At 49.8% G+C, this 24,589-nt stretch carries 17 protein-coding genes and 1 pseudogene; 4 read left to right on the top strand and 14 right to left on the bottom strand.

Annotation, left to right across the window (positions count from 1 at the left end):
* Nucleotide 1 precedes the first annotated feature (1 nt).
* Nucleotides 2-469 (bottom strand): signal peptidase II, encoded by a 468-nt coding sequence (locus M1L66_RS04845; RefSeq protein WP_002601580.1) that lies wholly within the window; start codon nucleotides 467-469, stop codon nucleotides 2-4.
* A gap of 117 nt (nucleotides 470-586) precedes the next feature.
* Here M1L66_RS04845 and M1L66_RS04840 point away from each other — a divergent pair, with 117 nt between their 5' ends.
* Entirely contained in the window at nucleotides 587-2,344 is a 1,758-nt protein-coding gene (locus tag M1L66_RS04840) for a S8 family peptidase (protein WP_117634452.1), read from the top strand.
* A gap of 1 nt (nucleotide 2,345) precedes the next feature.
* Here the strand turns inward: M1L66_RS04840 and clpX are convergent, their stop codons facing one another.
* The 12 genes and pseudogenes from clpX to M1L66_RS04780 form a co-directional block, all read right to left on the bottom strand.
* Nucleotides 2,346-3,794, bottom strand: a complete 1,449-nt coding sequence (gene clpX / locus M1L66_RS04835) for an ATP-dependent Clp protease ATP-binding subunit ClpX (protein ID WP_117634450.1) — start codon at nucleotides 3,792-3,794, stop codon at nucleotides 2,346-2,348.
* A gap of 437 nt (nucleotides 3,795-4,231) precedes the next feature.
* A complete protein-coding gene (locus tag M1L66_RS04830; RefSeq protein WP_270467509.1) occupies nucleotides 4,232-6,043 on the bottom strand; it encodes a trypsin-like peptidase domain-containing protein in 1,812 nt (603 codons plus the stop codon).
* Between the two features lie 172 nt (nucleotides 6,044-6,215).
* A complete protein-coding gene (locus M1L66_RS04825; protein WP_434691324.1) occupies nucleotides 6,216-8,942 on the bottom strand; it encodes an LCP family protein in 2,727 nt (908 codons plus the stop codon).
* Nucleotides 8,943-8,998: 56 nt separating this feature from the next.
* Nucleotides 8,999-10,417 (bottom strand): undecaprenyl-phosphate glucose phosphotransferase, encoded by a 1,419-nt coding sequence (locus M1L66_RS04820; protein WP_117634444.1) that lies wholly within the window; start codon nucleotides 10,415-10,417, stop codon nucleotides 8,999-9,001.
* Nucleotides 10,418-10,518: 101 nt separating this feature from the next.
* Nucleotides 10,519-11,508 carry a glycosyltransferase family 2 protein gene (locus M1L66_RS04815; RefSeq protein ID WP_117634443.1) on the bottom strand — a complete coding sequence of 330 codons (990 nt, stop codon included), beginning with the start codon at nucleotides 11,506-11,508 and terminating at the stop codon, nucleotides 10,519-10,521.
* 1 nt (nucleotide 11,509) lies between these two features.
* Nucleotides 11,510-13,702: a glycosyltransferase family 2 protein gene (locus M1L66_RS04810; RefSeq protein WP_434691321.1), complete on the bottom strand. Its 2,193-nt coding sequence runs from the start codon at nucleotides 13,700-13,702 to the stop codon at nucleotides 11,510-11,512.
* Entirely contained in the window at nucleotides 13,699-14,727 is a 1,029-nt protein-coding gene (locus tag M1L66_RS04805) for a glycosyltransferase family 2 protein (RefSeq protein ID WP_055654904.1), read from the bottom strand. The genes M1L66_RS04810 and M1L66_RS04805 overlap by 4 nt, the downstream gene beginning before the upstream one ends.
* The gene (locus M1L66_RS04800) at nucleotides 14,714-15,667 is read right to left on the bottom strand and encodes an NAD-dependent epimerase/dehydratase family protein (protein WP_434691317.1); all 954 of its coding nucleotides are present in this window, start codon (nucleotides 15,665-15,667) and stop codon (nucleotides 14,714-14,716) included. The genes M1L66_RS04805 and M1L66_RS04800 overlap by 14 nt, the downstream gene beginning before the upstream one ends.
* A gap of 25 nt (nucleotides 15,668-15,692) precedes the next feature.
* Nucleotides 15,693-16,943, bottom strand: a complete 1,251-nt coding sequence (locus tag M1L66_RS04795) for a class I SAM-dependent methyltransferase (protein WP_434694192.1) — start codon at nucleotides 16,941-16,943, stop codon at nucleotides 15,693-15,695.
* 228 nt (nucleotides 16,944-17,171) lie between these two features.
* A pseudogene (locus M1L66_RS04790) lies at nucleotides 17,172-17,990 on the bottom strand (NAD-dependent epimerase/dehydratase family protein); the annotation flags it as partial.
* 121 nt (nucleotides 17,991-18,111) lie between these two features.
* A complete protein-coding gene (locus M1L66_RS04785) occupies nucleotides 18,112-20,190 on the bottom strand; it encodes a thiamine pyrophosphate-binding protein (protein WP_434691315.1) in 2,079 nt (692 codons plus the stop codon).
* Between the two features lie 131 nt (nucleotides 20,191-20,321).
* On the bottom strand, nucleotides 20,322-21,131 hold the full coding sequence (locus M1L66_RS04780) for a tyrosine-type recombinase/integrase (RefSeq protein ID WP_207643198.1): 810 nt from the start codon (nucleotides 21,129-21,131) through the stop codon (nucleotides 20,322-20,324).
* 139 nt (nucleotides 21,132-21,270) lie between these two features.
* Here M1L66_RS04780 and M1L66_RS04775 point away from each other — a divergent pair, with 139 nt between their 5' ends.
* Together M1L66_RS04775 and M1L66_RS04770 are read left to right on the top strand one after the other, a co-directional pair.
* Nucleotides 21,271-22,629 (top strand): N-acetylmuramoyl-L-alanine amidase family protein, encoded by a 1,359-nt coding sequence (locus tag M1L66_RS04775; protein WP_187023011.1) that lies wholly within the window; start codon nucleotides 21,271-21,273, stop codon nucleotides 22,627-22,629.
* 305 nt (nucleotides 22,630-22,934) lie between these two features.
* Nucleotides 22,935-23,378, top strand: coding sequence for a hypothetical protein (locus M1L66_RS04770; RefSeq protein WP_187023010.1), 444 nt, complete (start codon nucleotides 22,935-22,937; stop codon nucleotides 23,376-23,378).
* A 51-nt stretch (nucleotides 23,379-23,429) separates the two neighbouring features.
* Here the strand turns inward: M1L66_RS04770 and M1L66_RS04765 are convergent, their stop codons facing one another.
* Nucleotides 23,430-23,579 (bottom strand): hypothetical protein, encoded by a 150-nt coding sequence (locus M1L66_RS04765; protein WP_002601597.1) that lies wholly within the window; start codon nucleotides 23,577-23,579, stop codon nucleotides 23,430-23,432.
* A 190-nt stretch (nucleotides 23,580-23,769) separates the two neighbouring features.
* Here M1L66_RS04765 and M1L66_RS04760 point away from each other — a divergent pair, with 190 nt between their 5' ends.
* Nucleotides 23,770-24,045 (top strand): hypothetical protein, encoded by a 276-nt coding sequence (locus M1L66_RS04760; protein ID WP_187023009.1) that lies wholly within the window; start codon nucleotides 23,770-23,772, stop codon nucleotides 24,043-24,045.
* The last annotated feature ends 544 nt before the right edge of the window (nucleotides 24,046-24,589 follow it).

Raw genomic sequence — 24,589 nt, 5'->3', positions numbered from 1 at the left:
TTTAGCGTTCTTTCCAGGCTCTTATCATCTCCAGAACCAGCATCATTCCCGCTCCGAAGAAGATAAACATATCACCTAAGTTGAATACAACCCGTTTTAATCTGCCACACTGAATACTGAAATAGTCCACCACATAGTCTCTCACCAGGCGGTCGTATAAGTTGCTGACAGCGCCGCCAAGCGTCACTGATAAGGCAATCTTATCCGCGAGGTTTCCCTTCTTAGGCAGCATCCACGCGAGGCCGCCGCCGATGAACGAAGCCACGGCGAGAGGAACCATCTTCACATATTCCGGTCTCTCTTTTAAAAATCCAAAGGAAAACCCGGGATTGTGGTTCTTGTGCAACATAATTTTGCCTCCCGTTCCGTTCAGTTCCTTTGGAAAGGAGGATTCCTCCTGCTCTTCAATCGCCTTCTTTATACAGAGATCCACTGCTGCCAGCAGCACGATGATACCGATAAATACCATGACGCACACTCCTTCCGTCTTTATTATCTCCATTTTACTATGTTTTTTATCCATAGTCCAGTAATTCCCGCCCCTGAACCTGCATACATTACTAAAAAGAATGTGGGAGTTTTTTTCATGCCAGTCTGTGATTTTAATCCCGCCTCAGAAGAGTACGGGGACTTTATCATCCGTCACAACAACAGTTCTCCGGAAGATATTCGGCTTCAACAGGAGGCGGGCTGTATTGATTATGTAGATCAGGAATTTGCAGTTGTATATAGTCCACTGGAACCGCTCCTTCCTATCACCACAAAAAAATATACGTATTTTGCCATTCCTACGCTCTATACCCTGCTCGATACTACAAGCATGGAAGCCTCCGGCATTATCCAGAATTTTGAGCAGCCGACACTGAATCTCCGCGGGGAAGGCACCATGATCGGTTTCATCGATACCGGAATCGACTATCGAAATCCACTGTTCCGGCTTCCGGATGGCACCTCCAGAATTCTCGGCATCTGGGACCAGACACTTCCCGCACCCACGGGGACTACGGATGCTCCATTTGGAATACCGGCCACTCTGCCGGCCATGAGCTTCTCCTATGGACAGGAATTCCTAAAATCCCAGATCGACGAGGCGCTCCGTTCTCCTGATCCGCTCTCCATTGTTTCTTCTATGGATACGTCAGGACACGGAACCTTTATGGCAGGTATAGCGGCAGGGGGTGCAACTGCTAACGAGGACTTTACAGGCGCTGCCCCAAACTGTTCCATCGGCGTCGTAAAACTGAAACCTGCCAAACAGTACCTCCGCGATTTCTACTTACTTCCCGAAGATGCCATAGCCTATCAGGAAAATGATATCATGATGGGAATCAAATATCTGGAGCTGTTAGCCCTTCGGCAGGGCCTTCCCCTCGTCATTTATATCGGCCTGGGCACGAATTACGGGAGTCACGACGGTACTTCGCCTCTCGGGCTGGTCTTAAACAACATTGGACGCATCGTGGGGGTCTCCGCCGTTCTTCCAGCCGGCAACGAAGCTGGACTCCGCCACCATTATATGGGACGGCTGCTGAGCAGCCAGGAATACGAAGATGTGGAAATTCGGGTGGCCAGCGGAGAACGCGGCTTTTTTCTTGAGCTGTGGGCAACGGAGCCGGAGCTCTATACAGTTGGCTTTGTCTCCCCTACAGGCGAAGCGATTCCCCGGCTTCCGATCGGCCTCGGGGAAGAGATCACCGTCCCGTTTACGCTTGAACAGACTGTCATTACAGTCAATTACCGAACCTCTGATATCGGTTCCGGCAGTCAATTTGTCCTGATGCGCTTCGACGCGCCGACCGCCGGAATCTGGCACGTCCGCGTCTACAATTCCTTATTCATCACCGGAATCTTTCATATGTGGCTTCCCGTACAGGGTTTCATCAATGAGGATACCTTTTTTTTGCGTTCCGACCCTGACACCACGATCACGGAGCCGGCCAATGCGGCGGTTCCCATCACGGTCAGTACTTATAACCACACAAATAACAGCATCTACATCCACTCCAGCAGGGGATATTCCCGGGGCGGTTTAATTAAGCCGGACCTGGCCGCCCCTGGTGTCAACGTCTACGGTCCCGGACTGTCGCCGGGAGGAACCGGTGACACCTTCCCCATGACACGGCGCACCGGCTCCTCCGTGGCTGCGGCCCATGTAGCAGGAGCGGTGGCCGACCTCTTCACCTGGGGTATCGTCCGGGGCAACAATCCTGCTATGAGCGATGCCAGTGTACGCGCCTATTTAATCCGGGGGGCAAACAGAAATCCAGCCTACACCTATCCCAACCGGGAGTGGGGATACGGTACGCTGGATCTCTATCAGACCTTTTTACGTATCAGAGAGTAAATCAATAATAGCCTCTCATACGTATGAGAGGACCTCCGTTTTTATCGAGGTATGCTCTCGTAATGACGACGGAACCGATCTCGGGGTCCTTCGGGATTTCATACATGATATCCAGCATGAAATCCTCGATAATGCTACGAAGGGCCCTGGCTCCGGTTTCTTTTTTCATGGCCTGCTCTGCAATCCATTCCAGTGCGTCGTCTTCAAATACAAGCTTTACTTCATCCAGTTCCAGCAGCTTCTCATACTGCTTTAATATGGCATTTCTCGGTTCCTTTAAAATTCTCACCAACAGCTCCTTTGTCAGCGACTGCAGGGTAACCGTAATCGGCAGACGGCCCAGGAACTCCGGAATCATGCCGAATTTTCTCAAATCCTCGTTCACCACACGGCCTAAAATATTAGGATCCTTATCAAACTTATCCTTAAGCTCTGCTGCGAATCCGATGGAAGACTTATTCGTCAATCGCTCCTTAATAATGTCCTCCAGATCCGGGAACGCTCCGCCGCAGATAAATAAGATATTATCCGTGCTGACGGTGGTCATGGGTGTGAGGGCATTCTTCTGGTTGGAGCCAACCGGTACCTCCACATTGCTGCCCTCGAGAAGCTTTAAAAGCTCCTGCTGAACCGATTCACCGCTCACGTCCCGGCTGTTGGTATTTTTCTTCTTCGCGATCTTATCAATCTCATCGATAAAGATGATGCCGCGCTGCGCCCGGTCCACATCGTTGTCGGCCGCGGCCAGAAGCTTGGAGACCACGCTCTCGATATCGTCGCCTATGTAACCGGCCTCCGTTAATGAGGTGGCGTCCGCGATCGCCAGAGGCACGTCCAGAAGCTTCGCCAGAGTCTTTACAAGATACGTCTTTCCGCTTCCTGTCGGCCCGATCATCAGAATGTTGGATTTCTCGATCTGTACGTTTCCTTCGTCATCTCTCTTGTCGGAATCTACCAGGAAAACACGCTTATAGTGGTTGTAAACCGCAACAGAAATCACCTTCTTGGCCTGTTCCTGTCCGATCACGTACTCATCCAGTCTCTGTTTGATCACATGGGGCGCCGGTATATCCTTTAAATCAAACTCCGGCTTCTTCGCCTCGGGAGTCCTTTTTTTGATCTTCTGCTTCTTCGGAATCTCCACATCCTGATTATTCAGATTGCCAAACTCACTTAAGTTTAAGTTCATGTAAGGCATATTCTGAATCTTCGACAGGTCAAATCCTCCCTGTGTCACCGAGTCAAATGCCTTCTGCATACAGTCATGGCAGAGATTCATCCCGCCCATGGTAACCATGGGGCCGGTCTTACTCTCCGGTCTGCGGCAGACGTAACAGATCTTCTCATACTCGTCATCGTCCTTTACAGGCGTCTTTCCCGCTTCTTCCGAAACAGCCTTGCCGCCCTCGTCTCTGTCCTTTGTCTCTTCCAGATATTCTTTATCTTCCAAAATTTATTCTCCTTTTATATGTTAAGTTATATGTGATTGTTATATGTTGTCGTTATATGTTATCGCTATGTGTTATCATTATTCGTTATCGTTCTGTCCGCCGTATTTCACTGCCGGCGCACCTGTTCATTATAAATCATTTACTTTCATCCTACAAGAGCACTGCCGCATTTTAGACTTTTTTAACAACTTCCTTCCATTCTTTTCCGTAACATGGTAAAGCGCTGGGACAAAAAGTTCGACAAACCGGACGCGCGCCGGAGCACAGTCGCTTCAGCGGCCATATCTCCTTAGCGCGCAGTGTGCATCCCCGAAAGGTTTTATTTCATAAGACGAATTTTCCCAGCCAATCAAAAAAACGCGCGGGGAAGACTCTTTCAGCCTTCTCCGCGCGCCTGCACGCTGTCACTTTTCTGAACCATCCGGTCTCTCCCTTATCAGTTCACGGAATTTTCTGCCGGTTTCTTATCCAGTGTAATATCTACATTTCTCTCCACATACTGACCATTTTCCAGAGACTGTACCGTTACGGTAACGGTTGTTCCACCCTCATAGTATTTCAGCATGTTGGTTAAATCATCGTATGTTTTGATGCTCTGTCCGTCAAATTTTGTTATGATATCTTTTTCGCGGAGGTCAGACTTGGAAGCTGCGCCGCCTTCCACGATCTTATAAATGAAAACGCCCTGCGGCATGCCAAGCTGCTGGCTGGTTGCCGCGTCAATATTCTTGATCTGGACGCCTAAATATCCCTGCTCCGTGTCTGCCACCTGAGTCCTGGTCTTCCTTGTCATCAAAGTGTCAATAATATTTTGAGCTTTGGAAATCGGAATTGCATATCCCATGCCTTCTACTTCTGTCGAAGAGTATTTGGCTGAGTTAATACCAACTACTTCACCCTGCATATTTAAAAGTGCGCCGCCGCTGTTGCCCGGGTTGATGGCTGCATCTGTCTGAAGAAGATCCCTGCTCACGCCGTCTTCTGTCTGTACAGTACGGTCAAGTGCGCTGATATATCCGACTGTTACGGACTGACCGTAACCGAGTGCATTACCGATTGCCACAACGCCCTGGCCTACCTTGATGTTATCGGAGTTGCCGAGGCTGGCAATGGCGATCTGACTCAGTGTATCGGACGGAATGTCCTTAAGTGCTACTGCAATCACTGCTAAATCGCTGTCGGCGTCTGTTCCTTTGATCGCGGCATCCACAGGAGTCTGGTCGATAAAGGTTACCTTCAACTCCTCGGCACCCTGTACCACGTGATTATTTGTCACGATCAGAAGTTCATCATCATTCTTTCCTACAATAATACCGGAGCCGCTGCCTACGCCCTCTCTCTGCATCGGGCCGAAGAATGTCTGGCTCTCATAGATTACCTTGCTCGTAATGGCAACGACTGACGGCATTGCCTTATCAACAATCGCGGATACGTCCATATTGGCAGCCGTTCCACTTACCTGGCCTAATGTGCTGTCTGAAGATGCGGCCGCTGAACCATCTGATGACGGGAGCGTCTCAGCCTGGCTGATTTCCACCTGATTTCTCTGATTATAGCTGCCAGCCGCCCAGTTGATTCCAACCATGGTACTTCCGGCTACCACCCCGAATACCAGGGCTGCGCCCACAACCGCTGCCGCTCTCTTTGCAAAGCCTGATTTCCTCTTCGGCGGCTTCGGTCCTTCCGGAACGGGTCCCTGTGCCATTCTCTGATACTGGTGTTCCTGATAATGTGGAATTCCCTGCTGCCCGCCATAGGACTGCTGATTCTGTGACGTCTGCTGATAACCATAGGAGGAACGGTATGCGTTTTGATTTTGACCGTTCTGGCTGCCCTGATATGCGTTCTGTTCGCTCTGGCTGCCCTGATATGCGTTCTGTTCGCTCTGGCTGCCCTGATATGCATTCTGGCCGCTCTGGCTGCTCTGATATGCATTCTGGCCGCTCTGGTATGGGTTCTGTCCCATCGGCTGCGAAGGTCTGTATGCCTGCTGATTATGAGTCTGGTTCATTCCCTGACTCTGATTCATTCCCTGACTCTGGTTTTCCGTATACGGCTGCTGTCCATATACGGAACGGCTCTCCTGTCTTGTGTACTCCGGCTGAGTTCCTTTACTCTCATAGCTGCTTTCACGTGCTGCTTCTTCCGGATCCGGATCTCTCATTGTAAAGTTCGTTGTAATAGGTTCTTCTTTATGTTCTTCAGGAGTCGTACGGCCCAGATCGTTGTTTTCATTTTCGTTATACATAAAACTATCCCCTTTCCTGTTTCCTTTGTTTTCTTTTGATATTTGAAGTCTATCAATGAAATGTGACTATTTTGTGATAAAATTATATTGAATATGTGAAAATCGCAAAAAAAGACATCTTCCGGGCTTCTAAAGTCCTGAAAGATGTCTTTTTTAATGTCTTAAGTATGCTTTATGCTGCGTTTGGAGGTGGTACCGTGATTACATCATCGTTCCCTGAACCCCCCGGCTGTACGGTTCCTCCGCCTCCTGGCCCTGCTGAACCGCCCGGTCCCGGAGATGTCGTCTCCGGTGCGCTGGTGGACTCATGAGGCGCCGTCGTAGGCTTTACACCAGGTCCCGTGCTGGAATCTGACGATTCCGTGGTCTCATCTCCCGGTGAGGAAGGTTTAACCGCCGATGTCGTCTCCCCCGGTTTCGTCGGACTGGTTGGCTTCGTGCCATCCGCCGTGGTTTCTCCCGGTTTCGTCGAACTGGTCGGTTTCGTGCCGTCTGCCGTGGTTTCCCCTGGTTTCGTCGGCTTCGTACCGTCTGCCGTGGTCTCTCCCGGTTTCGTTGGCTTCGTGCCATCCGCCGTCGTCTCTCCCGGTTTCGTCGGCTTTACAGGATCTCCGTTCTCATCCGTCTCCTCAATCGATATGCCCTCTGATGTGGACTCCCGCTCGTCAATCTCATCGGATTCCTTCGTCGATTTCTTTGTCTCATCCGTCTCCTTCGTCTCTTTTGGAACGTATCCCTGATCCGTCGGAACATGATCTACACTGACTCCCTTTTTATACATACCGGAATCAGCCGAGATCTTTGCACTGATCTTCTTAACCAAATCGGTTGTCTGATACCCCTCTTCTCCATACAGGAATTTGTGGAGTTCCGTTACATTCGACTCCAGCGTCTGAGGAATAACACAGTCTCCCTTCTTACCCATAATCATGGAATCCCGGGCAAATGGGAAGCCGCCGGTTTCACCGATATGGTATTTGCCGATATCGAGAATCAAGCTGGTTAAATCGCTGAATGACAGTGATGTCTCGACCTGTTCCACTTCCATCAGAAGAATCCGGTTCAAAAGGCCGAGATCGGCCTGTTTTGCTTTTTCAAATGCCTTCTGAATAACCAGACGCTGGCGCTCAGTTCTGGCATAGTCCGTATCCATCAGACGGAGACGGCCATAAGCAACTGCCTGGATTCCATCCAGATGCTGGACACCCGCCGACTTAAGCTGAGTGGACGGCACGCCGGTCTTTTGTACAGTCTCAGTAATAAAGGAATTGATGTAGCGGAATTCTGCCTTACTGATATCGATTCCATCGATACCGCCCAGCATATTGATGCCATCTGCCACAGATTTCCAGTTAAAGGTCACATAGTCTTCGATATTTAAATCCAGGTTCCGGTTCAGTGCCGCCAGCGCCTGCTCGGCGCCGCCGTTCGCATAGGCGGAATTGATTTTATTATAAGTTCCGCCGCTGCTGGTGTTTAAATACGTATCACGGAAAACGGATACCAGCTTAATCTCTCCCGTATCGCGGTTGATGTTGCAGAGCATGATCACGTCGGTATTCGTTCCCTTATGTACGTTTCCATCTCTGCTGTCTACACCAAACACAGCAATTGTCATATATCCCTGCATATGCTCCGTCTTAGCGACAGGCAGTTCTGTATTCTTAACCTTGCTCTTGTCAAAATCATTGGAATGAATCAGGGAACTATTTAATCGCAGCGCATAACCATAAAACCCAATGCAAATCAGTGTCAGCACTTCCGCGACTGCCGTAACAATGATTCTTCTGATTTTTTTCTTCTTCGCTGCCTGTGCCGCCGAACGGCTTGCTGCTGTCCGGTTTGCTGCGTCCTGAGGCTTCCTTCCTCCCATTCCGCCTGAACCGCTTCCGCCGTCACCGATCTGAAGCGAGGTTCCCTGAAGCGTCTGACGCCTCGGCTCATAGCCGGAGGTTCCTGAGGATCTCCCGGCGCCGCCCTGAGGCTGTCCATTCCCGGAAGGTCTTCCAGTTGTTCTCGACATTCCGCCCTGAACCGGATTTCCTCCGTCCGGTCTTCCGCCTTCCTGTCGGGCCCTGCCATTTCCATTACCCGCCGCTTGGGCCTGTCTCATACCACCCTGGGTCTGTCCGTTTCCTGCATTCCTCGATCCGTTTCCTAAACTGCCCTGCGACGCACCGTTTCCTGCATTCCTGGCAGTTCCGCCCTGGGATACGCCATTTCCGGATTGCCTGACGTTTCCGTCCTGCATTCCGCCATTTCCTGCGGCTCTGGAGTTTCCTCCCTGCATTCCGCCATTTCCTGCGGCTCTGGAGTTTCCTCCCTGCATTCCGCCGTTTCCTGCGGCTCTGGAGTTCCCTCCCTGCATTCCGCCGTTTCCTGCGGTCCTGGAGTTTCCTCCCTGCATTCCGCCGTTTCCTGCGGTCCTGGAGTTTCCTCCCTGCATTCCGCCGTTTCCTGCGGCTCTGGAGTTCCCGCCCTGCATTCCGCCGTTTCCTGCGGTCCTGGAGTTTCCTCCCTGCATTCCGCCGTTTCCTGCGGTCCTGGAGTTTCCTCCCTGTGCACCGGCACTTCCTGCTGTTCTGGCGCTGCCGCCCTGCATTCCGCTGTTGCCCTGAACTCTGGAGTTCCCGCCCTGCGGTCCGCCGTTTCCTGATGTTCTGCCGGTACCTGCGGAAGGCCGGCCATTTCCCTGCGCACTCTCAGACGGGCGGCCCATGGGTCTTCCCGTCTGCTGTCTTCCATATGTGTCACCGTCCGCATCGCTATATCCTGCGGTACTTAAGTCATCATCCAGATAGTAAGCATCTTCCGAAGTTCCGTGTTCACTGTTTCTGGCCCTGCTCCGCCCATTCGGGCCGGAAGCTCGGTCTAACTCATCATCGTATTCCTTGCTCATGTAAATAACCTCATCCTCTGGTGCCTGCTGTACTGGCATTACATTGCAGACATTACTCAGTACGCATTTTTATTGATAAACCCTTTGAACACAGTAAGAAACAAAATCTTAAAATCAAATCCAAGGGTCCAGTTCTCGATGTAATATAAATCGTGCTCGATTCGTTTCGTGATGGAGGTATCTCCACGGTAGCCGTTGACCTGCGCCCAGCCGGTAATTCCCGGACGGACCTGATGCTTAATCATATACCGCGGTATCTCCTCTTTAAACTTCTCTACAAACAGCGGACGCTCAGGTCTCGGTCCCACCAGGCTCATATCGCCCATCAGAACATTGAAAAACTGAGGCATCTCGTCAATACTGGTCTTTCTGATAAACCGGCCGACCGGTGTCACACGCGAATCGTGGGGCGTCGTCCATTTGCTCTTCTCCTCAGAAGGCGCCTGAACCACCATGGACCGGAACTTGTACATCTTAAATGGTCTGTTATGAAGTCCCACCCGTTCCTGGCTGTAGATCAGCGGTCCCGGGGAAGTCAGCTTGACAAGCACGGCCGTCACCAGCATCACCGGTGAAAACAGCACAAGCGCAACAATGGCGCCGAAGATATCAACAATCCGCTTCATGATGGCGTTGACCGGATCGGTCAGCGGCACATGCCTGATGTTGATAACCGGCAGCCCCTGTAAATCCTCCGTATAGGGACGGGTCGGTATGATATTATTATAATCGGGAATAAATTTGGTATGGACACCTGATTTTTCACAGGAAGCCACGATTTTTTCCAGGTTTGCATATTCGTCAATGCTCAGCGTGATGGCAATCTCATCGAGAGAATTAAGCGCCAGAATCTCATCCAAATCGCTTACCGTGCCGATCACATGGATCGACTTATACTCGGTTCCCCATTCCTTATGGTCATCCAGGATGCCCTTGACCTGATAGCCCCACTCCTGATTCTGCTGCACCCGGTCGATAAAACCTTCCGCGGCGCGGCTGTAACCTATGAGCAGAATATGCTTCTGATTATAACCCTTGGAACGCATGGAATGAAGTACGTAACGGATCAGATTCCGCTCCAGCGTTTCCAGTATGATGTTAATCGCGAAGAAATAAAATACCATTCTCTTCGAGAAGTTCCAAAAGTATGGATTCTTGTTAAGAAGAAACAAGACCATGGTAACAAGCAGAAACCCAATAAGATTGGCCTTACAGATATTGGCAAACTCATATCGTCTCTGCTGCACCCGTTTCGGCGCATAGAGGTGGAATATGCCGTAAAGCAGCAGATATCCCGGTACGATTATGATGAGTGCAGCAAAATAATACTGCGGTGCCAGCAGCTTCTTTTCTGGGCTGAATAACCGGTTTCCCATAAGCAGGATAAACCACGCCAGAGCATAGGAGGCGATAATAACCAGCCCATCCAGCACTACATGAAATCCGTTCAGTTTTTTCTGATTGTCCTTTATCATAGCAGCATAACCTTCCTGTCGTACGACGAAAACCTAACTTGTCCATGATAATTTCTCGTATATTATACATGATAATGTACCATGATGCCATTAAATAATTCTTAAATCGCCGTAAGTTTTTTTAATCTTCTCTTGAGAAATTCCCACACATAGAGAAGTGTGCCGGTAAAAAGTTCCCATTCAATCTGCAGATAATTCCCGATATGTTCTGGCCGGAACGGCACTTTTTTACATTTTCCCAGGGTCTTAATTCCCTCGGAAAAGCCTTCCGCGTAATCGGCAGCAAAACCCATTTTTTTGAAAAACAGGTATTTAATACCGGTCCCAATCAAAAGGAACGGCAGATTAAACAACAGCTGAAGAAGCGGCATGTTCTTATAATTCAAATAGAGATTGTTTCTCGCCGCCAGTTTTACCTTAAAGGAATTGTACTTGGAACCGCTGGTTCCGCTTCCCACGTGGTAAAGTTCTGCGGCAGGGCAGTAAACATTGTCATATCCGTAGATCCGCGCCCGGTAGCCGACATCCACATCCTCTAAGTAGGCAAAATGTGACTCGTCAAAGTATCCAATCTCCTCGAAGACTTCCCTCCGGTAGATCGCCGCCGCCGCGCAGGCCGCAAACACCCGGCAGGTTTTTTTATATCCGGCAACCGGCTGTCCGACGCCCCTCTGGAACGCCCAGCCGAGCAGGCTGTACATGTCCCCCGCATCGTCCATTAACTCCTTATGATGCAGCTGGATGATCCGGCTGCTCACAGAAAATATCTTCGGAGACCGCTCGATCATCCGGATCATTTCCCGGATATAATCCGGCTTCGGCTCCGTATCGTTATTTAACAGGATGACGTAGGGCGTCTCCGCTTTTTTGATTCCAATATTGACTGCTCCCGGAAATCCAATATTCTCAGGAAGAAATACCGAAGGAATTCCACTCTCCTTCAGCCATTCAACGCTTCCATCCGTCGAACCGTTGTCCACCACCAGCACATCAAAGTTTTTCTCACTCTGTGCCTCCAGTGCTGCAAAGCACGGTTCCATAAATTTAAGGCCATTATAGTTTGGAATAACGACTGTTACTTTACCTGCCATCTTATACCTCCAGCCGATAAGGCTCCCCGATTTTCTCCTTACGCAGGTCGCGTAAGGCAAAGTTGGATTTACGAAGCGTCAGGTTAGGATTGTAATATGGATCCCCGTCCTTTAAAATATCCGGCCACCTGTCCGCAAACAGCTTAATCTCCCGGTTAAACCGTTCCACCTTCTTCGGCGTATCCTCCAGCCCCCGCGATTTGGACTCATAATGGTAGAAAAGCGCATACGGCGCATATACCACAAGCTTGCCCAGGGACCGGATCTTCATACAGTAATCGATATCATTAAATGCAACGGCTAACTCCTCCGTGAAGCCGCCAGCCTTTTCAAACAGTGATTTCCTGCTCATCATGCAGGCCGCTGTCACCGCGCTGTAATCCTGGGCACACATAGCCCTGTTGAAATAGCTGCTCTCCGCCCGGTGAAGGCCGATAAAGGTATGACCGGCGATGCCGCCGAATCCCACGACCACTCCCGCATGCTGAATCGTATCGTCGGAATAGAGAAGTCTGGCTCCCACGATACCCACGTCATCTCTCTGACAGAAGCCCAGCAGCTCCTCAATGCTCTCGGGATTAATCAGCTCCGTATCATTGTTTAAGAACAGGAGATACTCTCCCGAGGCCGCCGTCACCCCGAAATTATTGATTGCGGAATAGTTGAATTCCCGCTCCCATTTTACCACATGTATGAAATCAAACTCTTTCTGAATCCGCTCATAATATTGGAAGGTCTCCGGTTCCACGCTGTTGTTCTCCACGATAATGAATTCCAGATTTTTATAGGTGCCCTTCTCAATCAGGGAACGCATGCAGACATCGAGATCCGCGGTATGATCCTTGTTCGGAATGATGACTGAGACCAGAGGATTCCCGGTTATCTCGAATTTCGTATGGTAGATTCCGTAGTCCACGCCCTTTTCCACAGACAGCGCCCGGATTCCCATGCGTTCATAATGAGCCTGAATAGCCCGCGCCCCCGCCTCGAAGGCGTAGAGCTTGCTCTCCGGATTGCTGGAGGTGGAATTCTGATGGCAGCGCCAGTGATACAGCGCCTTCGGCACATGGTAAATCTTTCTGGCCTTCTCCGTGCAGCGGAAAATGAAGTCGTAATCCTGGGCTCCGTCAAACTCTTCTAAAAAGCCCCCGACTTCATCTAATAATTCCCGGTTTACCACGAATAAATGGCAGATATAGTTCACACTCGTCAGCAGATCCGGATTAAAATCAGGCTTGAAATGCGGTTCAAACAATTCCCCGCCGTCAATATCCAGCTTATCCTCATCCGTATAGACCACGTCGATCTCCGGATCACGGTTGATCGCCTTCACACACTCAAACAGCGCATCCGGCGCCAGCGTGTCGTCGTGATCGGCCAGAACGATGAAATCGCCCTTCGCCATATCGATGGCAGCGTTGGTATTTCCCGCGATTCCCTTATTTTCACCCAGAACCACGTAGCGGATTCTCTCGTCCTTCATGGCATACCGCTTAAGCACGCGCTCCGCGCTCTCGCCTCTGGGGCTTCCGTCCGCCACGCAGACCTCCCAGTGCTTATAGGTCTGTGCCCTTAAGGAATCCAGCATGGCGGCCAGATACCGCTCCGGCGTCTTGTAAGCCGGAATCACCACGGACAGCTTCGGCATATAATCGAATTCCACCAATTTCTGCGCCTCCAGCTCTTCGTCACTCGTCTTAGTCAGCTGGTACCATTCCGGATAATCGTAATCACTGTCAATCCCCTGAAGCTTGTGGCTCGATTTCAAAAGAAACGCTTTTAAGCCGTTTTCCTTCCAGAACTCGATGGCCGAATGGAGCGTCTCCTTATTCATCATACTCTTTAGCTTCGCGTGCTTCTTATGCGCGGAGCTGTTGTGCTTCTCGATGATCTCCGTGTTCAGCTTCACCCTGGAGGTCTTCCCGTCGCACCGAATCACCAGGAAACGGTCCTCATTATTATCTCTCACATAAGGAATGCGGATATCAAATCCGAAGTCCTTCTCATACACGGTCTTAAAATAATTCTGGCTGACGTCATCGCGGCGCACCGGGACGTACTTAAACTCCACGTTCTTCTGATTCTCATCCTGGACCAGGAATTCAGCCTTCGCCTCCGGGCTGCTTCCGATCACCCAGCCATTTAATACGATTGAATTTTCGCGGATACGCGCCACATCGATCTTGTATTTCATACGTTCTCTCCATCCTCTAAGGAAGCCGCGAAAAGGTCCGCGTCCTCACAGTTTTCCAGGCCGTCTTCCTCTTTTTCCGCCGCATTTCCCGCCGCAAAATTAAGCCTCTCTTCCTCAATGACGAGCGGACGCTTCATTACCCTCGCATTGATGGACAGAATGTATTCTCCCATAAGGCCGATAAAGAAGATCTGCACGGACCCGAGGAAACACATGCCTATGAGCACCGGCGCCATACCTGCCGGAAAACGGTCCCAGTACATCAGCTTCATGACCAGATAGACCACAGCCACCACCATGCTGATGAGAGAACAGATGCTTCCGAAAATAGTCGCCAGACGAAGTCCCGCCTTCGTATAGGAAGTAATACTGAGCATTGCCGCATCGTAAAGCTGGTAAAAATGATTTTTCGTCTCACCAGCCCGCCGTTTTGGCTGCTCATAAGGAATCTGTTTAATCTTGAAACCCAGCTCCGCGACGATACCTCTGAGGAACGGGGTCGGATCGTCCAGATTCCGCAGCACTTCGATAAAATCCCTGTCATAGAGACCGGAACCGGTAAACTGCTCGATCTGCTCCACGTCAGACAGCTTCTTCATCATCTTATAGTAACAGCCCCGCAGCCAGTACATCAGCCGGTTTTCCTTGCTGCTGGTCTTGATTCCTATGACAATTTTATATCCCTTTTCCCACTCATGGACGTACTGCGGAATCAGCTCCACCGGGTCCTGGAAATCCGCTACCATCTCGATCACGCAGTCTCCCGTGATCTGAAGCATCCCGTAATACGGGGAGTTAAACTGCCCGAAATTCCGTGCATTGAAGATCGCCTTAATCTTCGGATTCTCATCACACAGCTGTCTGATTAAGCTCCTTGTATGATCCTGCGAGTCATTGTCGATGAAAACAAGTTCGTAATCGTACTCCGGAAGGTCCTTCTGAAGCGTTTTAATGACCGCCTCGCTGATCGGTACGACATTCTCCTCCTCATTGTAACATGGAATCAATACGCTAATTTTCTTCATCCTGGTGCTCCATTTCTCTCTTTATCATTTCCGTAATGCCGCGGCCAAACGTATAGCGCTCTTTAAATCCGCCCGTCATGGCCTCCATGCGGCTGACATCCGGGCGTATGGACAGCGCGCCTTCCTTTGCCTGAACAAAGGTGCCGAACTCCAGCGTTCCGCGCTTTCCGGCAAGTTCAAAAACCTCTTCCACAAAAGATTTGAGTACCCTTGTGTCACGGCTGGCAATATTGACTGCCGCGCCCTTTTTGCAGGGCTTGTCCTTCACCTGCTCATACAGGCGGCCCACCGCCTCCACGGCATCATCGATGTACATAAAATTCCATTCGTGGCGGCAGGCGCTTAAACTCACCCGGCCTCCACGCGACAGTTCCCTCACAAGCGTGGATATGATGGACCACGGATGGTCCCCGTACCCATAAACGCTGAAGAATCGCAGATGGCAGAAATTCATGCCATACCTTTCACAGACCGGCACTGCCTGCCGGAAAAAATCCAGCTTGGCCTTCCCGTATTCATTGACAGGACTGCATTCCATCTCTTCCGTCATAACACCGCGGCCATCTTCGATCACTCCGTATTCCACCCGGGAGCCCGCATCCATGAATACGCGGCATCCCAGCCGGTGCGCCGCTTCCACACAGGCCAGAGATCCTCTTATATTCCCCGCCTGAACCTCCGGCGAGTCGATCTCTTCCCGGTTCACCCCGCCCCAGGCGAAATGAAACCACGCATCTGCATGGCCGATTTCTTCCACGCAGTCCGCCGCCTCTTCCATGGTTCCGTACACGGGAATCAAATTCCTGTGCTCCGGTAAATACTGTAATTTAGCCGATCCCGGCCGCACCAGGGCATAGACACGGTCTCCCTGCTCCAGAAACCACTGGGCCAGATGGCCCCCTAAAAATCCGGTAGCCCCGGTGATGACGATATTCTCCATAAACGTAATACGCTCCTTTGGTTATTCACAACATTGTCTCAATATGTCTGCTCCGCAGGGTCATAATTTCCACATTGCTTCCAAATCTTTCTCTTATGATTCCCGCAATCTCCTCCGTATATCCCGGAGCTACGATCAGAATGCCATCCACAGGCTCTTTTTCAAAATGATCCGGAGCTACGATGGGAATGTGAGATGCCGGAGCAAAGCGCCCCTGTTTAAAGGCTGCCGAATCGATCATATATTTCGCACGGTCCTTAAGCCCGGTGGTCGCCGCCAGGGTAAATCCCTGATGGCTGGCTCCCCAGATAGCCAACTTCCGGCCTGTCTCATCAAACTGATTTAAAATGCGGTCCACTTCCAGATTCAACTCCTGGCGGCTCTCCACAAAGCCTGCAATGGCAGAGGAAATGCCGCGGACTTCCGAATCCTCTACGACGTGATCCGCGTCCCCAGTCTTTCCAGTCGTCCTAACTTCCGTCTCGGCGCCCTCCGTCACCGGCCGTTTTTTCACAACCACCGACAGCGTATCCCGGTTCACCATCTCCTCTTCCAGCACATCGAAGCCTGCCTCCGCAAGAACAAAACGCAGGGTGTCGAAGGTGTAATAGGCGAGATGATCACGAATCAGCTCATAATATCCGTCGTATTTCAAAATGTATTCCAGACTCGGCACAGTCAGAAGTCCCAGACCGCCTTCCGTCAGATTGTTATAAAGACATTTCAGCATCCGGACCGGATGGGCCTGATGCTCCAGGAAATTAAAGGACAGAAATACATCGTAAGGCCCGTGACAGCCGTCTTCCGTATTCTCCAGAACCGTATTCTCATCTTCCGTAAACTGTCTCCAGACCTTTAAGCCCCGGCTCTTCGCCAGCTCCACCAGGTCTGCCTTATGCTCAATGCCATAAGCCTCCACCGGAAACTCCGTGAGTACGGACAAGAATTCTCCCTGACCGCATCCGGCCTCAATGAATTTCTTTCCCTCTAAATGATACGTCTCAATCAGGGCTTCGTACTGTCTTCTGCGCAGATTCACCATGGTGGTAGAAAATCCGCCGGAGCGGATAACGTCCTTATAATAGCCGACAGGCTCACAGTCAAACTGCACCAGACCGCAGAAATCGCACTGGTGCAGATGCAGGGATATCCCTTGGTCCTCATTTCTTCCTTCCGCATCAGGGATATCCTGTGCGGAGGCCGGCATGCCATCCAGAACAATCAGCGGTCGTTTTGGAAGTGCTTTCCCGCATGCAATACAAATCTTATCTCTCATACCATAAAAACTCCTGTTTGTCAAATATTTTTGTTTCATAGGAAGGTTCGTCCTATGAAACAAAAACCCTCCGGGGGCTGCGCACTCCGCACTAAGGAATTCTGGCTGCTGAAGCAGCCGCGCTCCGGCGCATGAGTCCGGCTTACCGGACTCTTTACTTTGAATCAGACGCTGTATTCCCTCCTGAAAGGGTATTTCCTGCCTCCAGTCTGTGGCTTCCATCAGCTTTTTCACGTCCGGAATCAGATTGGCCGGCCCTTCCGCATTCTGAGGCCGCCTGCCGTAGCTGTAGCATCCATGACAGCCGCACGCCTCATACATCAGACGGACGTAATCTCTTAAAGGCCTCGTCTCCCCACACTCTCCCGCGACGTTAAAGATACCTTCCGCGCCGCTTAACCAAAGGGCGGTGAGCGCTTCCAGCAAGTCTTCCAGATACAGAAAATTCCACATCTGCGTGCATTCGCCAAGAGAAAGGTATCCCCCTGCCGGAAAAGTCTTAAGACAGCTTTCCACCAGGGACCACGGATGATCTCCCGGTCCATAGATGCTGAAAATTCTGGCATGAATGTACCGAAAATGATCGCTCGTACGCTCTGTGCACGAGTCACCGTGACAATCATAGCCTTCCTGTCTCCAGCGGCTGACCGCTTCCATGGCCTGCCTGCCAAAATCCACCTTCGCTTTCCCATATTCCGATACGGGATTCAGCGGAGTGTCTTCCGTCATCGCTTCCCGGTGGATCCCGTACTCCGCCTGGGAACCGCTGAACAGAAAGGTCCGGCAGCCCAGCTTTCTCGCACCTTCCAGCGCTTTTAGGGAGTCTGACGCGTTCTTCTGCTGCACCTCCCGGTTCATCCGGTTTTCACTTCCTGCGCCGTCCCAGCCAAAATGAAAAAATGCCTCGCACGGCACCAAAATCGCGCCGTCCAGGCGGTCGGCCTCCTCTAAATTCATCTCAATCACATGGAGGCGTTCCCTTCCCGTATCGAGCCTTGCAATATTCTTTGACGCAGGACGCACGACTGCATAGACATCATGTCCCATTCCTATCAGTTTGTCAACCATGGGCGCGCCGATAAAACTCGTCGCGCCCGTCACTACTATATTCAACGTTTAAACGTCTCCTTACTCTTCACACTTTCGCTGCTCATTTATCACAATTTCATCATTCACTGATCCGCGGAATCATCATATTCTCATCCATCTCCTCATCCGGAAGGAATGGAGACAAATCTTCCAGCGGCGGAGACACCATGGTTCCATCGGGAAGGCGTTTCGCGGCTGATTTCGGTTCAAAATTCTGATCGCGGCTCACGAAGATCTCACAGATCACAGGACCGTCCGTCCGGAGGGCTGTCTCAATGGCCGAAACCAGTTCTCCGTTATGGCATGCCCTGCAGTAAGGATATCCGTAGGCGCCAGCCAGCTTCTCCATATCCGGGAAGCTTAAGTCGTGGCTGTCCACACCGATTCCCACCAACGGCTCGCCGAAGAAATTTTTCTGCGTCTGCCGGATCGAATGGTAGCCTCCATTATTAATCAAAAAGATCTTGATCGGCATCCGGTGATGAATGATCGTCTGAAGCTCCTGAAGATTCATCTGAATGCTGCCGTCGCCGGTGACCAGAATAATATCGCTGCTGACGAACTGCGATACAGGTTCCTGCATGTGGCCTTCCTGCGCATCCCGTTCCTGCATACGGCCTTCCTGCGCACCGTTTTCCTGCATATGGCCTTCCCGCACGCACCGTTCCTGCACGGCCATGCAGGCCCCGATGGCCGCCGGCAAATCGTATCCCATGGAGGCGATGGCTGAATTCGAGATAAACCGCTGCCCCTTTTTTATGATACACGCATGCCCTCCGACAACGCAGGCGGAACCGTTGCCTACAACGATCACCTGTTCTTCATTCAGACGGCTGCTCATTTCCTTCATGAACGCATAGACATTGGCGTCCTCGTCTTCCCCGTGGTCATAATGCTTCGGAAGGACAACCGGATATTTCTCCTTCCACATGCGGCAGGTCTCCGTCCATGTTCTGTCCTTAAGCCCGGTGCCGCCGGTAAACACAGGCTGTCCGGCTCCGTACTCTTCATCCAGAACCAGCTCCAGCTGTTCCAGCAAATCCTTCACATCCGCATGGACCGCCATGTCGATGTGAACGGATGGCTTCTTCAGCTCCTCCGGATCAATGTCGTTGACAATGGTATAGGCGGCTCTCGCCCATGTACTATAATTATATCCCACCTGGCGGATGCTTAAGCGGCTTCCGAGAGATAAAACCAGGTCACTGTTCTGTATGGCAAAATTGCCCGCGCGGTCTCCCATACCGCCGCCGCGGCCTGTGTAGAGCGGATGGTCATCCGGCATACAGTCCTCGCTGTCCCAGCCGGTCACGACAGGAACGCCAAGCTTTTCCACGACTCTGGAAAAGACAGCGAAGGCATGTCCGATTCGGATTCCATTTCCTGCGTTGATTACAGGCCGTTGGGAGTTTTTAATCTTTTCAATAATTTCTCTGGCCGTTTCCCGCGTCACGGATGGCGGAAGCACCTGACGCTTCTCGCCCTGCCCCGCATTGTCGGCCTCTATCTTTGGACACTGGCTCACACGTTCACCGCACGAATCGCCGTGACAATCGGAAGGCACGGCCCAGCCATCGCCTCCCGCTTCATAATCTTCCGGTGAGAAACCGATCAGTTCCTCTGTCTCAATATAAGCGCCCTGAACGTTCAGCGGAATGTCAAGCCACGCCGGACCCGGGCGGCCGGAATAGGCCAGATAGATGGCCTTCTCCAGGCAGTAGCGAATTCTCATGGGGTCGATGACCATCTCGCTGTACTTTGTCATACAGTCGATTGCCTTCGTGATGTCAAACTCCTGGTCTCCCATGGCTCTGATTCCCACTCCCGACCACCTTGCCGTCGTGTCGTACCGAACCTGTCCGGATAATACCAGCATGGGTATGGAGTCCAGCCATCCTCCCACAACCCCGGTGATAGCATTGGTGCCCCCCGGGCCTGTCGTAACACAGACGGCCGCTATGCGTCCCTGAACCCGCGCATAACACTCTGCCGCGATGGCGCATGCCTGCTCGTGATGATTATAAAGGCAGGTAAGTCCCTCCTGATGCCCCAGTGCATCATTTAAGTGCATCGCTCCGCCTCCGGTCACGGTAAATACCTGTGTGATACCAAAATCCACAAGTTTTTGGGAGATGTAATTGGATACTTTCATTCGCATGATGGATTCTCCTTACATAAAAAATAATAATTGTCTGTCTAAGTACGAAAATACCTCGCTAAGTACTCATAGTATACCACACCCCTTATAAAATGCATATTGAAGTTTTTCTTACTTTTTACCCCCTTTTCTCACCAGTCTACTACCTGGTCTACAATCTGCTGTTGTTCGGAACTCGTCCTTCTCAAGTAAATCCTCGTTGTCTCGATGCTTTCATGCCCCATTAAGTCGGCCAGAAGCGCGATGTCTGAGAATTTTTCCAGGAAATTCTTCGCGAACCGGTGGCGAAAGGAATGGGGATAGACCACCTCCACGGGGATCCCGTACCGGGCGGCAAATTTCTTCAGCTGCCCGGCAATTCCCCTCGTGGTGATACGGTCTCCCGAACGGTTTAAAAAAAGAAAACCACTCTCGATTCCACGGTATTTAATCCACTGCATAGCCTCTTCCCGCAGGGCGCTCGGTATGTAAATACGCCGAATTTTCCCTCCCTTGGAATAGAGATCCAAGTAGCCCGTCTGCACATGTTCTGCCTTAATCTGAACCAGTTCGCTCACCCTGGCTCCTGTGGCGGCCATGAAACGGATGACAAAATACCAGAACCATTCCCCGTCCCTTCTTAAGCACTCCTTAAAATACATATAATCTGCGTCGCTGATTACATTTTCCAGATACGTCTTCTGTTGTACCTTTACAGAAGATAATGCCAGTTTTTCCTTGCCGATTGCTTCCAGATAACAGTTTACTGCCCTTATCCGCAGGTTCACGGTTTTCGGTTTGTAGTTTTCAAGCAGAAACAGTTTGTACTTTTGGAGATTACTTTTCGTCACTTTGTCATACCGGCCGCAATACTGTTTCACCGCATATACATAGGCTTTTATCGTATTATCGGCCAGATTGCTTCTACGGAGGAACCCCTCAAATTCTACATCCATCTCCATATTCTGTTATCTCCTTCCATATCTGCCATCAACCCACACTTTCACTACCCACCTAGCGTACGTTATAATCGCAGAGTAATGCAACTATGGATTTTCGGCCACGACAAATCAAAGTGAGAAAAAAGGAGAGAAATTTTTTATGAAAAAGAATTTAAAAATGATGGCTGTATTATCCGCTGCGGCAGTAATGACCGTAGCAGCTCCAGAGATGGGCTTCACCGCAGGTTCTTCCATCGCATATGCAAAGACAATCGGCTGGGTAGAGGAAAACGGTTCCTTCAAATATTATGAAGAGGACGATTACTTCTTAACAGACACCTGGAAGAAGCGCGGCGAAGACTGGTATTACTTAAATGAAGAAGGCGAAATCGCCACAAATGCACAGATTGATGAATATTACGTTGATGAAACCGGTAAACGGGTTATGGACCAGTGGATCTCCATTGAAAATGAAGACGCATGGGACTCCCCTGACGCTGCCGAGTACCACTGGTACTATTACGGAAAGAACGGCAAGGCCGCAGTTTCCAAATGGCAGAAAGTCGGCGAAAGCTGGTATTACTTCAACGAAGACGGACAGATGATGACAGGAAAGGTAGAAATCGATAACGCGACATACTACCTGGGTGAGGCAAACGACGGCGTGATGAAGACTGGCTGGATTCAGCTGGAAAATGAAAGCGACGATCCTGAGATGACCCATTCCTGGTACTATTTTGACACAAACGGAAAAATGGTAGAAAATCAGGTCGATAAAAAGATCAGCGGCGACTACTATACCTTCGTAGACGGCGTAATGCAGACAGGCTGGTTTAAGCTTCCTGCAGAAGAGAATGCAGAAAATGCAACTCCTTCTGATGCTGCAGAAAATACAGCAACAACCGTGGCCGGATATCAGTACTATGAGCCGGAAAATGGAAAACGCGTAACCGGATGGAGAACCATCGAGGGCGTGGAAGGCATCAGTGAAGAAGGCGAACTTTATAACTTCTACTTCAAGAACGGTAAGCCGTACCATGCAGATAACGGACTTCAGTTATTCACTGTAGAGTCTAAGAAATATGCGTTTAATACAAAGGGTGAAATGCAGACTGGTTTAAAGGTTGTCAATCTGGAAGATGGAGAAGTTGCCAACTTCTACTTCGCAGAGGACGGTGTTATGAGAACCGGCAAGCAGGTTATTTACAATGAAGATTTAGATGAGAATCAGACATGGTTCTTCTATACCGACGGCTCCAGAAAAGGCCAGGGCTTCCACGGGATCCGTGACAACACACTGTACGAGTATGGTTTAAGAAAAGACGCAGACTCTGATTTAAGACTGGCTCCGATGAATTACGACGGAAATCAGTATCTGGTGAACACAAGCGGTTCCATCCAGAAGGCGTCCTCTTCCTCCAAATCCGCTACAAAGCCGGAACTTGGAAATGGCTTCAAAGATTATAAAGATTCTAACGGCAAGACCTGGGTTGTGGACGTAAACGGACGTATCCAGTAATGCTATAAAAAAGAATAAATAAAAAGCAATAAAAGTTTCATCCGTTCAAACCGGCAGGCTGCCCCTTGGGGCAGTCTGTTTTTTTACTGTATCAGTGATAAGTGTACACAGTTCTTACGTTTAAAATTAAAAATTACAAGATTGCATTTTTTGCTCCATATTTAGAGCAATAGTGTTAATAAAACATAAAATTTTGGAATTTTCTACAAAAAGACGATATTTCGCGTTACAATTTCATTTATTTTGCGTTATATATATAGAAGAGTACTGCCATTTTGACAGGAAAAGCAAAAAAGGAGGACGCTATGAGAGAGCTTTCCGTGTACTATTGTTCGAAGTGCGGGTATTATGGATACTACCAGCTTCCTAAAAATGCGGTATGCCCCAAATGCTCCGTGGACATGGTACCTTTGTCCATCAGTTTTCAGGACTTTATGGATTTAAGCTGTGAAGAGCGGGACGATTTACTGTCGAAACAGATTATTTCTGCTTCTTCTCCTTACGTCAAACGCCTGATGGCGCCGCACAAGGCCTATAATAACCGGGAGGTCATCGCCCGCATGAGCGATCGCATCGTCGAACTGGAAGCCGAAAATAAAAAGCTGAACGAGACCGTTGAATGGATGCATCAGACAATCTGGGATCTGGTGCGTAAAAACAAAGGAATCGAACCATCCGGCAAGTCTCCTATTCCACCCTTTGGTGAAAAAGCTTCCGGAGGCACTGATAATTCCGAAAATCCGGAATAGCGATAACAGAGAGTTTTATTGGGAGTGCGGGGCACTCCCCAATACCCTCGGTCATGCGATCCTGTCAGAACTTATGTAATGTTCGATCAGTCTGTTAAGTGTCTGGTTTAATTTCGATATCACTCTGCGCAGCTTAACATTTTCTTCCATTAACCTCATATTCTCCATTTCCATGAACCTCATCTTTTCAGTATCAGTCATGTGGAAAACCCTCCTTTTTTTGCTTTTCTTGTAACCACTATAAGACGTTTCCGGCCGTTTGAAAAGCAAAACATATCGCAATATTCGACAAAACGGCAGACTTATAAAAAGTCCGTAAACACGCGGCTAAGTCAAAAAAAACCAGCAGTACCATATGTATCCATCTTCTCCGAAAGGAAGTACCAGATATATGAAAAACGATGTCATTTACGATTTCGACAAAATTATTCTGATCGATCCAAACCCTCCGGCAAAAAATGTGCAGCAGGCCTGCTATGGTATGATTCCCAGAGCCTCCTACCGTCCCGGCGCTCTAAAAAACATTCTGGAAAACCGTTTTGAGAACAAACGAATCATACTCCGTGCCGCCGGAGATGAGCGGGTTATCAAAGAGGCGCTTTGGGTGTTGGGGGCATGTGGGTATTTCGATAAGATTGTGATTGAGGGGGAGGGGGAAGAGCGGTAAAGAGGGATGCGTGATGTGGTTTTTGGCGGGGTGGTTGATGTATGTGGTGATATTGTTTGTGGTAGATTTTTGATACATTTTTTTATTGATTTCCTGATTGATTTTCTGATTGATTTCCTGATTGATTTTCTGATTGATTTTCTGATTAATCCTCTGATTGATTTCCTAATATCGTTTCCGATGCATTTCCTAATAGAATCCCTGATAATATTTTCGACTCATTTTCAATTGCATTTTTTTATAATTTTTATATTTCCAAAATAATTCACTTGATTGCTTAGTGCTTTTGAGTACCTCTAAATCTATCCCAACCATTTGTCCTCCAACAGAGGACACCTCTGTGAATCATAAAAGGAGACTTTCTAACTCGGCCGCCCCCTCTGTTCCGTAACTGACTCAAACCATATCGTCAAATTTCCCTGTTATAGAAGGAAGCTGTTTATAGAAGCTAAACAAGTCGTTTAAGTCTTCCTTCCAGATCTGTAATACGACTCAAAATATCCGTTTTATAGGTCTGTCCGGTAATAGAACACAATAAACATTC

The organism is Hungatella sp. SB206 (genome assembly GCF_051132295.1).
Taxonomy (GTDB): Bacteria; Bacillota; Clostridia; order Lachnospirales; family Lachnospiraceae; genus Hungatella; species Hungatella effluvii.
The sequence above is the reverse complement of the archived record's forward strand: the minus strand, read 5'-3'. Positions and strand labels throughout refer to the sequence as shown.

Excerpts from the sequence above, each read along its gene's own strand:
- M1L66_RS04845 (WP_002601580.1), bottom strand. The coding sequence starts at position 469 with ATGGTATTTATCGGTATCATCGTGCTGCTGGCAGCAGTGGATCTCTGT.
- M1L66_RS04840 (WP_117634452.1), top strand. The coding sequence starts at position 587 with ATGCCAGTCTGTGATTTTAATCCCGCCTCAGAAGAGTACGGGGACTTT.
- M1L66_RS04830 (WP_270467509.1), bottom strand. The coding sequence starts at position 6,043 with ATGTATAACGAAAATGAAAACAACGATCTGGGCCGTACGACTCCTGAA.
- M1L66_RS04825 (WP_434691324.1), bottom strand. The coding sequence starts at position 8,942 with ATGAGCAAGGAATACGATGATGAGTTAGACCGAGCTTCCGGCCCGAAT.
- M1L66_RS04820 (WP_117634444.1), bottom strand. The coding sequence starts at position 10,417 with ATGATAAAGGACAATCAGAAAAAACTGAACGGATTTCATGTAGTGCTG.
- M1L66_RS04815 (WP_117634443.1), bottom strand. The coding sequence starts at position 11,508 with ATGGCAGGTAAAGTAACAGTCGTTATTCCAAACTATAATGGCCTTAAA.
- M1L66_RS04810 (WP_434691321.1), bottom strand. The coding sequence starts at position 13,702 with ATGAAATACAAGATCGATGTGGCGCGTATCCGCGAAAATTCAATCGTA.
- M1L66_RS04805 (WP_055654904.1), bottom strand. The coding sequence starts at position 14,727 with ATGAAGAAAATTAGCGTATTGATTCCATGTTACAATGAGGAGGAGAAT.
- M1L66_RS04800 (WP_434691317.1), bottom strand. The coding sequence starts at position 15,667 with ATGGAGAATATCGTCATCACCGGGGCTACCGGATTTTTAGGGGGCCAT.
- M1L66_RS04795 (WP_434694192.1), bottom strand. The coding sequence starts at position 16,943 with ATGAGAGATAAGATTTGTATTGCATGCGGGAAAGCACTTCCAAAACGA.
- M1L66_RS04785 (WP_434691315.1), bottom strand. The coding sequence starts at position 20,190 with ATGCGAATGAAAGTATCCAATTACATCTCCCAAAAACTTGTGGATTTT.
- M1L66_RS04780 (WP_207643198.1), bottom strand. The coding sequence starts at position 21,131 with ATGGAGATGGATGTAGAATTTGAGGGGTTCCTCCGTAGAAGCAATCTG.
- M1L66_RS04775 (WP_187023011.1), top strand. The coding sequence starts at position 21,271 with ATGAAAAAGAATTTAAAAATGATGGCTGTATTATCCGCTGCGGCAGTA.
- M1L66_RS04770 (WP_187023010.1), top strand. The coding sequence starts at position 22,935 with ATGAGAGAGCTTTCCGTGTACTATTGTTCGAAGTGCGGGTATTATGGA.
- M1L66_RS04765 (WP_002601597.1), bottom strand. The coding sequence starts at position 23,579 with ATGACTGATACTGAAAAGATGAGGTTCATGGAAATGGAGAATATGAGG.
- M1L66_RS04760 (WP_187023009.1), top strand. The coding sequence starts at position 23,770 with ATGAAAAACGATGTCATTTACGATTTCGACAAAATTATTCTGATCGAT.